At 41.0% G+C, this 7,163-nt stretch carries 6 protein-coding genes; 1 reads left to right on the top strand and 5 read right to left on the bottom strand.

The annotated features are described in order from the left end of the window. Nucleotides 1-428 precede the first annotated feature (428 nt). From I6F40_RS13250 to I6F40_RS13230, 5 genes are all read right to left on the bottom strand, one after another. Nucleotides 429-1,094, bottom strand: coding sequence for a DsbA family oxidoreductase (locus tag I6F40_RS13250; protein ID WP_166377141.1), 666 nt, complete (start codon nucleotides 1,092-1,094; stop codon nucleotides 429-431). Nucleotides 1,095-1,217: 123 nt separating this feature from the next. Further along, entirely contained in the window at nucleotides 1,218-2,438 is a 1,221-nt protein-coding gene (locus I6F40_RS13245; protein ID WP_166377142.1) for a M24 family metallopeptidase, read from the bottom strand. Between the two features lie 101 nt (nucleotides 2,439-2,539). Next, complete coding sequence (locus I6F40_RS13240) at nucleotides 2,540-3,148, bottom strand: flavin reductase family protein (RefSeq protein ID WP_010553976.1); 609 nt, start codon at nucleotides 3,146-3,148, stop codon at nucleotides 2,540-2,542. 9 nt (nucleotides 3,149-3,157) lie between these two features. Continuing rightward, a complete protein-coding gene (locus tag I6F40_RS13235) occupies nucleotides 3,158-3,880 on the bottom strand; it encodes an SDR family NAD(P)-dependent oxidoreductase (RefSeq protein WP_101163585.1) in 723 nt (240 codons plus the stop codon). Continuing rightward, nucleotides 3,877-4,275, bottom strand: coding sequence for a thiol-disulfide oxidoreductase DCC family protein (locus I6F40_RS13230; RefSeq protein WP_010553974.1), 399 nt, complete (start codon nucleotides 4,273-4,275; stop codon nucleotides 3,877-3,879). Before I6F40_RS13230 ends, I6F40_RS13235 begins: the two co-directional genes overlap by 4 nt. 120 nt (nucleotides 4,276-4,395) lie before the next feature. Between I6F40_RS13230 and ppc the strand changes: the two genes are divergently transcribed. Then, the gene (gene ppc, locus I6F40_RS13225; protein ID WP_007582382.1) at nucleotides 4,396-7,041 is read left to right on the top strand and encodes a phosphoenolpyruvate carboxylase; all 2,646 of its coding nucleotides are present in this window, start codon (nucleotides 4,396-4,398) and stop codon (nucleotides 7,039-7,041) included. Nucleotides 7,042-7,163: the final 122 nt, after the last annotated feature.

The raw sequence follows: 7,163 nt of genomic DNA, 5'->3' as shown, positions 1-7,163 counted from the left end.
TTTTATTGCTGCAGAATACGTTGCGCGTTTTAATTTCGTCATTTTTTCACCCAAATTTGTATGCTTATTAGCATAACATTTCTTTCTTAATGGGTGGCCAAAATCACTGTACCACTACAACGTGTTTAACTTAAATTTTTACGCAGACGAAAATAGCGTTGCCTGAGCGTTCTGCCCTTCAGCTGAAATTAGTTGAGAACTACAGATACCCATCCTAATTTTTATAAAGTGAAGTTCATTTACGAGAATCTTAGAGGCTGTGTTAGAGATAAGTCGCTTGTGATGTTACGAATAATCACACGCATTCAGTGCTGTATGTTGTCGATAAAATATCAAATAAGTTTATAGTAAGTTGATTATTGTTCGCTTGCCTATACGCAATAGAAAAGGCTGCAATGTGCAGCCTTTTGAAGTGTTAAACAACAATTTTACTCGCAAGCGTCTTTCTTGGCTTCTTCTTCACTAATTTGTTTTAGTGCTTGAATGAATGAGTCGCTTGGTTGTCCGCCAGTAAGCGCATATTTATCGTTTATGATAAACGTAGGTACTGAAGTGATACCCATCTGTTTAAAGTTGTCCTGCTCTTGGCGTACGTCTTGTACGTATTTGTCTGAATGTAGGATACCGCGTGCAGTTTCTTTATCAAGACCCACTTTTTCAACAACGTCGAGCAACGCTTCTTCTTGATTTAAGTATTTTAAATCTGTGAAGTGCGCTTCAAAAAAGGCGAGTTTTAACTCGGTTTGCTTACCTTCTTCACGTGCCCACATTAATAAACGATGCAAATCAAAGCTGTTGATCATGATGCGTTTGCCATCAAAATTAAAGGTAAACCCAGCACGCTGACCGGCTTCGAACATGTTTTTACGATTTTCGTCGCCTTGTTCTTCACTTAGGTTGTACTTTTGCATTAAGTGTTCGTTTAAGTCTTGACCTTCAATTGGCATATCTGGATTTAGTTCAAAAGGATGCCACGTAATATCTGCGCTCATTTCGTCTTTGAGTTGCTCTAGTGCAGTTTCTAGGTTTTTATAACCCACTACACACCAAGGGCACATTACGTCTGAAACGATATCAATTTTAAAGTTTTTCATATTTATCCTTTTGAGGATTGCTTATAACTAAGTATAAAAAAGGATATTGGGATTAATTTAGCTTTATCAATACCAAACTAAAAAGAGCAGCTATACAGCTGCTCTTTTAGAAGGTACTAATCTTTAGGCGTTAAGCCCAAATGGGTCGTCAATGCTATAACTTGGTTGTGTAAACCAATGAGGGCCGTTGTCGGTCATGTAAAAATGATCTTCTAAACGTACGCCAAATTCATCCGGTATAACTAACATTGGCTCGTTACTAAAGCACATGCCTGGGGCAAGTGGGGTTTTATCACCGCCAACTAAGTATGGCCATTCGTGAATGTCTAGCCCAATGCCGTGGCCAGTTCGATGCGGGCAACCCGGTGTTTGGTACTGCGGACCTAGGCCTTGCGCCGCTAAATAGTTACGGGCGCCCGCATCTACGTCTTCGCAGGTGGCACCGATTTTAGCTGCATTAAACGCAGCCATTTGCGCTGCTTTTTCATGATCCCAAAACATCCGTTGGCGCATTGTTGGTTCGCCAAATACATAGGTACGGGTTATATCTGATAGGTAGTCGTGTACTTTACAGCCGGTATCTATTAATACCATATCGCCTTTTTTAAGCACTTGCGCGTCTTTAACACCGTGCGGAAAAGACGTTGCAACACCAAACAACACAATACAAAAATAGTTACCTGGCGCGCCTACCTTTTGGTGGGCTTGTTTAATAAAGGCTTCTACTTCGGTGGTGGTTATTCCCTCATAAAGCATGCTTGCTGTGGCTTGATGCACGGCTAAGGTCATATCCATCGCGCGCTGCATTAAGCTAAGCTCATGAACTGATTTATGCATACGGCAATGCGCCGTTACAGGTTGTGCGTTTATGAGTGTTAAACCCGTTTGCGCTTTATTAATGCCGTCGAATATAAAAAATTGTGCGCTTTCATCAATGCCAATGGTTGCGTTTTCATTAATATTTAACTTTTTTAGTACTTCGACAAAAAGTGCATAAGGATTTTCGTGTTCTTGCCACCCATGAATAGGCCCCTCTATTACTTTAAACCCGTTTAGTGAACCAATTTCGAAATAAGGCGCAATGTATTGTACTTCACCAAGGGCCGGTAATATTGCGCCAACCATGCGCTCGCTCGCGTACCATTTCATACCTGTAAAGTAGGTTAGGTTGGTGCCAGCGTTTAAATAAATTGCATCTATGTTGTTTGCAAGCATATAAGCTTGCGCTTTGGCTATGCGCTCTAAATGTTCGTCAGCTGCAATAGGGGTTAGCGTTTGCGTCATATTACTTAGGCTTGCCAACGCTTGCTCGCTTGATTGTGTACCAATACCGATGGTAGTCATATTTTTCTCCTTGGATTTTTAGCTAGTGTGATTAATACCAAGGTAAAATTCAATGTTATGCGATAAGAGGCTAATAGTTTATAGCCTCTTAAATGGTCATATTATTTTTTAGCGTAAGGTAAACGCGTGAGTTTATTGCTTGTGTGGTAGCTATCAAGCCCGGTTACTGCGACTGTTTCTATTGCTTGTAAATCTAGGAAACCATCGCTTTGCAGCGCGGCTTTATCAACAAAAACATCCATAATTTCGCCAATAACGAGCTCAGTCCCATTGATGGCTAAATGTTGGTTTTCTATAAATTTTACCGAGTACTTTAAGCGGCTTTCTTTTACAAAAGGCGCTGCAAAGTCGTTTAAGTATTCAGGTGTTAAGCCTGTAGCATCAAACTCAGACTCGTCTTTATCGTAACGAGCTGAAGTTTGATGAGCTTGTTTGTAAATTGACTTATTCACTTGATTAATGGTGTAAGTGCCCGTTTGTAAAATGTTTTCAAACGTATGACGCGGCACACTATGAGGGCGCATAATCATGGCGACCAAAGGTGGGTTAGCCCCAAGGTGAATAACCGAGCTTACAATCGACAAGTTGGTATTGCCGAGTAAGTCTTGCGTGCCAATTAAATTAGCGCTTTTAAAACCCGAAAGAGAATTAATTAAATGTGTACGGGTATGTTTTTCAAGTGCGTCTATACGCGCTTTAGTAAAATGCATTAAAAGTCCTTACCACGGTATTGTAGAGCCTTGCCAGTCTAAATAAGCAGGCTCACCGTTTAGTTTTAAATCAGGGTTATTGTTTGTTAATTCAAATAGTTGCTTGGCTACAAATTCAGGGGTAAATAATTTACCTTCAGGTACATTCTTTTGAAAGGGCTTTGAAAGTGCTGTATCGGTAGTGCCAGGGTGAAACAGAATGAGTTTGGTATTTTTAGCACGACGAGCAAGCTCTATAGCAGCGGTTTTAAATAGCATGTTAAGCGCCGCTTTAGATGCGCGGTAAGTATACCAACCACCTAATTTATTGTCGTTTATGCTGCCTACGCGCGCACTTAATGCAGTAATAGTACACTGCGTTTTGTGGGTTAACAGCGGCAAAATACTCTGCAAGCAAAGTAGGGGAGTTAGGGTGTTTGAATTTAGAAGTTGGCTAAAATACTCAGCGTCTAAATCCTCCATCTTTTTTTCAGGCATATGGGTTTCGTTGTGCAGTGTACCATTGAATATAATAACTTGTTGTATATCGGCATTTTGCTCTTTTAGGTAATTAGTAACGCGCGCTAAACTTTGTTTTGTGTAGTCAGTATGCAGGTGGACAACACTTGAGCCAGATTCAATACTTTTTGAACTAATACAAACGATCTGATGAGTAGGCGTGTTTATTTGTAGATGTTCTATATATGCATTTGCTATGGCACTGCTTGCGCCGAATAAAACAATAGTTTTCATTTATCACCTTTTGCTTTTAGTCCACATTGGCCGTTACTGCACTGAGTATTTGGCATTAAAAAGCGACTGATGGGGTGCCGATACTTAGCAAATAATAGGTATCCGCAGTCAGCGAAAAAGCGAATTATTGGCAAGCGAAAAATTTTCAACCAGCTGTGTTTACCCACTATTTTCCATGCTTCGTAAGTTACATCAAGTCCATAAATCATTTCACCTGATTGCTTTTGAGCTTGCAGGTAGTTCATTGCTTTGTCTTTATCAATATACGGGTAGCGCTCACTGAAGTCGCTCGCGTTAAGATCTTCAAGCGTAATTAAGTTTTTGTTATCAGCGTGTTTTAGTTGCTGCATTTCGGTGCTACAAAGAGGGCAGTTACCATCGTAAAAAATGATCATGTGAATGCTTTGTGATTATTTTATATATACTTTTTTACGACAAGACATTGCAAATGGATCTATTAAATATCTCTTCATGATGATATTAATAGTGTCCTACGAAAAAATGGAGACTGATAAATGAGTGAACAATACGCCGCCTTGCGAGGTAATGTAAATTTACTAGGGCAACTACTAGGACAAACAATCAAAGATGCCCAAGGTCAAGCGATTTTAGATAAAGTGGAAGAAATTCGTGCTTTATCAAAATCATCTCGCAGTGGTAACGAAGACGACAGACAAGCGCTAATAGATGTTTTACATGCGCTTAGTGATGAAGAGCTTTTACCGGTTGCCCGTTCATTTAATCATTTTTTAAACCTTGCTAATGTAGCAGAGCAATTTCATACCGTTTCGCGTTTTAATGACGTTGGCCTTGGCCAACAAAACCCTCTCACTCAAACATTAAAAACGTTAGCTACAAAAGCAGAACAAGGCCAGTTAGACAGTAATCATTTGGCCGAAACACTCTCAAAACTCCACATAAACTTAGTATTGACTGCTCACCCAACCGAGGTTACGCGCCGTACTATTATTAACAAACACGTTGAACTAAGTGATTGCTTAGCGTCATTAGAGCGAAAAGATAACTTAGTGCAAGAGCGGGACAATATTTTAAATCGTATTGAACAACTGATTAGCCAAGCTTGGCATACCGACGATATTCGTCGCTCTCGCCCAACGCCAGTTGATGAAGCCAAATGGGGCTATGCAGTAATAGAAAATAGCCTGTGGCATGCGGTTCCGCGCTTTTTACGTGAATTTTCAGCGAATGTTAAAGACCAGTTGAGCTTAGAGTTACCAATAGATTACAGCCCAATTGAGTTTACATCGTGGATGGGTGGAGACCGTGATGGTAATCCATTTGTAACATCGCAGGTAACAAAAGAAGTGCTTGATCATGGTCGTTGGATGGCACTTAACTTATACATTCAAGATTTAAAAACGTTGTGCGCTGAACTCTCTATGTCAGATGCCAGTGATGAGCTTGTTGAGCTTGCAGGGCAAGAGTTTGAACCATATAGAGCAGTAATCAAAAAGCTTAAAAATCAGGTTGCGGAAACAGTGGCGCACTTAGGTGCTAAAATTAAAAATAAGCGCAGCGATTCACAAGATTTAATTACTAATATTAATCAGCTTAAGCACCCAGTTGAAGTGTGCTATCGCTCGTTATTAAAGTGTAATATGAAAGTAGTTGCGGATGGCTTATTACTTGATTTACTGCACCGTATAAATAGCTTTGGTTTGCGTTTAGCCAAACTTGATGTGCGCCAAGATTCATCTCGCCACGGCGATGTGTTTTCAGAACTGACTCGTTATTTAGGTTTAGGCGACTACAACCAATGGCAAGAGCAAGACAAACAAGCATTTTTACTTGCAGAGCTTAACTCGCGCAGACCGCTTATTCCAAAACATTGGCAACCAAGCCCAGATGTACAAGAAGTACTTGATACCTTTGATGTAATTGCCAAGCAAGACGAAGCAACATTTGGTTTGTATATTATTTCGATGGCACGAACAGCGTCAGACATTTTAGCAGTACAACTATTGCTAAAAGAAAGCGGCTGTAGCTTTGATTTACCAGTAGCACCGTTATTTGAAACACTCGACGATTTAAACGCAGGCAGTGATGTAATTACCACATTGCTTGATAATGTTTGGTATCGCGGGCACATTAAAAACACCCAAAACGTAATGATTGGTTATTCTGATTCAGCTAAAGATGCCGGCATGATGGCAGCAGGTTGGGCGCAGTACGAAGCAATGGATAAACTAGTACAGCTTGCTGATGCACGCGGTATTGAGCTTGTTTTATTCCATGGACGCGGTGGTACAGTAGGACGTGGTGGTGCACCCGCTGCACAAGCGCTGCATTCACAACCACCAGGTTCATTAAAAGGTGGCTTGCGTGTAACCGAGCAAGGCGAGATGATTCGCTTTAAATTTGGTTTACCCGATGTAGCACTGCAAAGCTTAAATATTTACGCAGGCGCAGTTCTGCAAAGTAACTTATTACCGCCACCGGAGCCAAAACCGCAGTGGCGCGAAGTAATGAAGCTAATAAGTGAGGAGTCATGTGAGCATTACCGTAATGTAGTTCGTCATGATGAAAACTTTGTACCTTACTTTAGAATGGCAACACCTGAGCTTGAACTGTCTAAGTTACCGCTTGGCTCTCGCCCTGCAAAACGTAACCCTAATGGCGGCGTTGAAAGCCTGCGTGCTATTCCATGGATTTTTGCGTGGAGCCAAAACCGTTTAATGCTTCCTGCATGGCTAGGTGCGTTAACAGGCTTAAAAGCTGCGCTTAATAAGTACGGCGCAGAAACCCTAAACGAAATGAGCTTACAGTGGCCGTTCTTTAGATCGCGCCTAGAAATGCTAGAAATGGTATTTAGTAAAGCCGATTGTTGGTTGAGTGAGCATTACGACAATGCGCTGGTGGAAGATATGTACAAACCACTGGGTGTAACACTTCGTAAAGAGCTTCAAGAAGCCATTAGCTTAGTGCAATCACTTAGCCCGCAAAAAAGCCTATTAGCCGAACAACCTTGGATTAAGGAGTCGATTAGTTTACGTAACCCGTACACCGATCCACTTAACTTACTACAGGTTGAGCTTTTACGCCGTGCTCGCTCAGAGGAAAAACGCAACGAAGGTGACATTGATAATGCATTAATGATCACGATGACAGGTATTGCAGCAGGTATGCGTAATACCGGCTAACATGTTATTTTGTTAGGTATACCTATTGGTATTAAAAGGGAGCACGCGATGTGCTCCCTTTTTTTGCGTTAAATAGGCTGGTATTTAACACCTTAACCTTTTAAACTACTTAGCCATTGAAT

The sequence above is a fragment of the Pseudoalteromonas sp. SWXJ133 genome (genome assembly GCF_015864365.1).
Lineage (GTDB): Bacteria > Pseudomonadota > Gammaproteobacteria > Enterobacterales > Alteromonadaceae > Pseudoalteromonas > Pseudoalteromonas arctica.
Note: the sequence above shows the minus strand (reverse complement) of the source record. Positions and strands in the feature narration are given on the sequence as shown.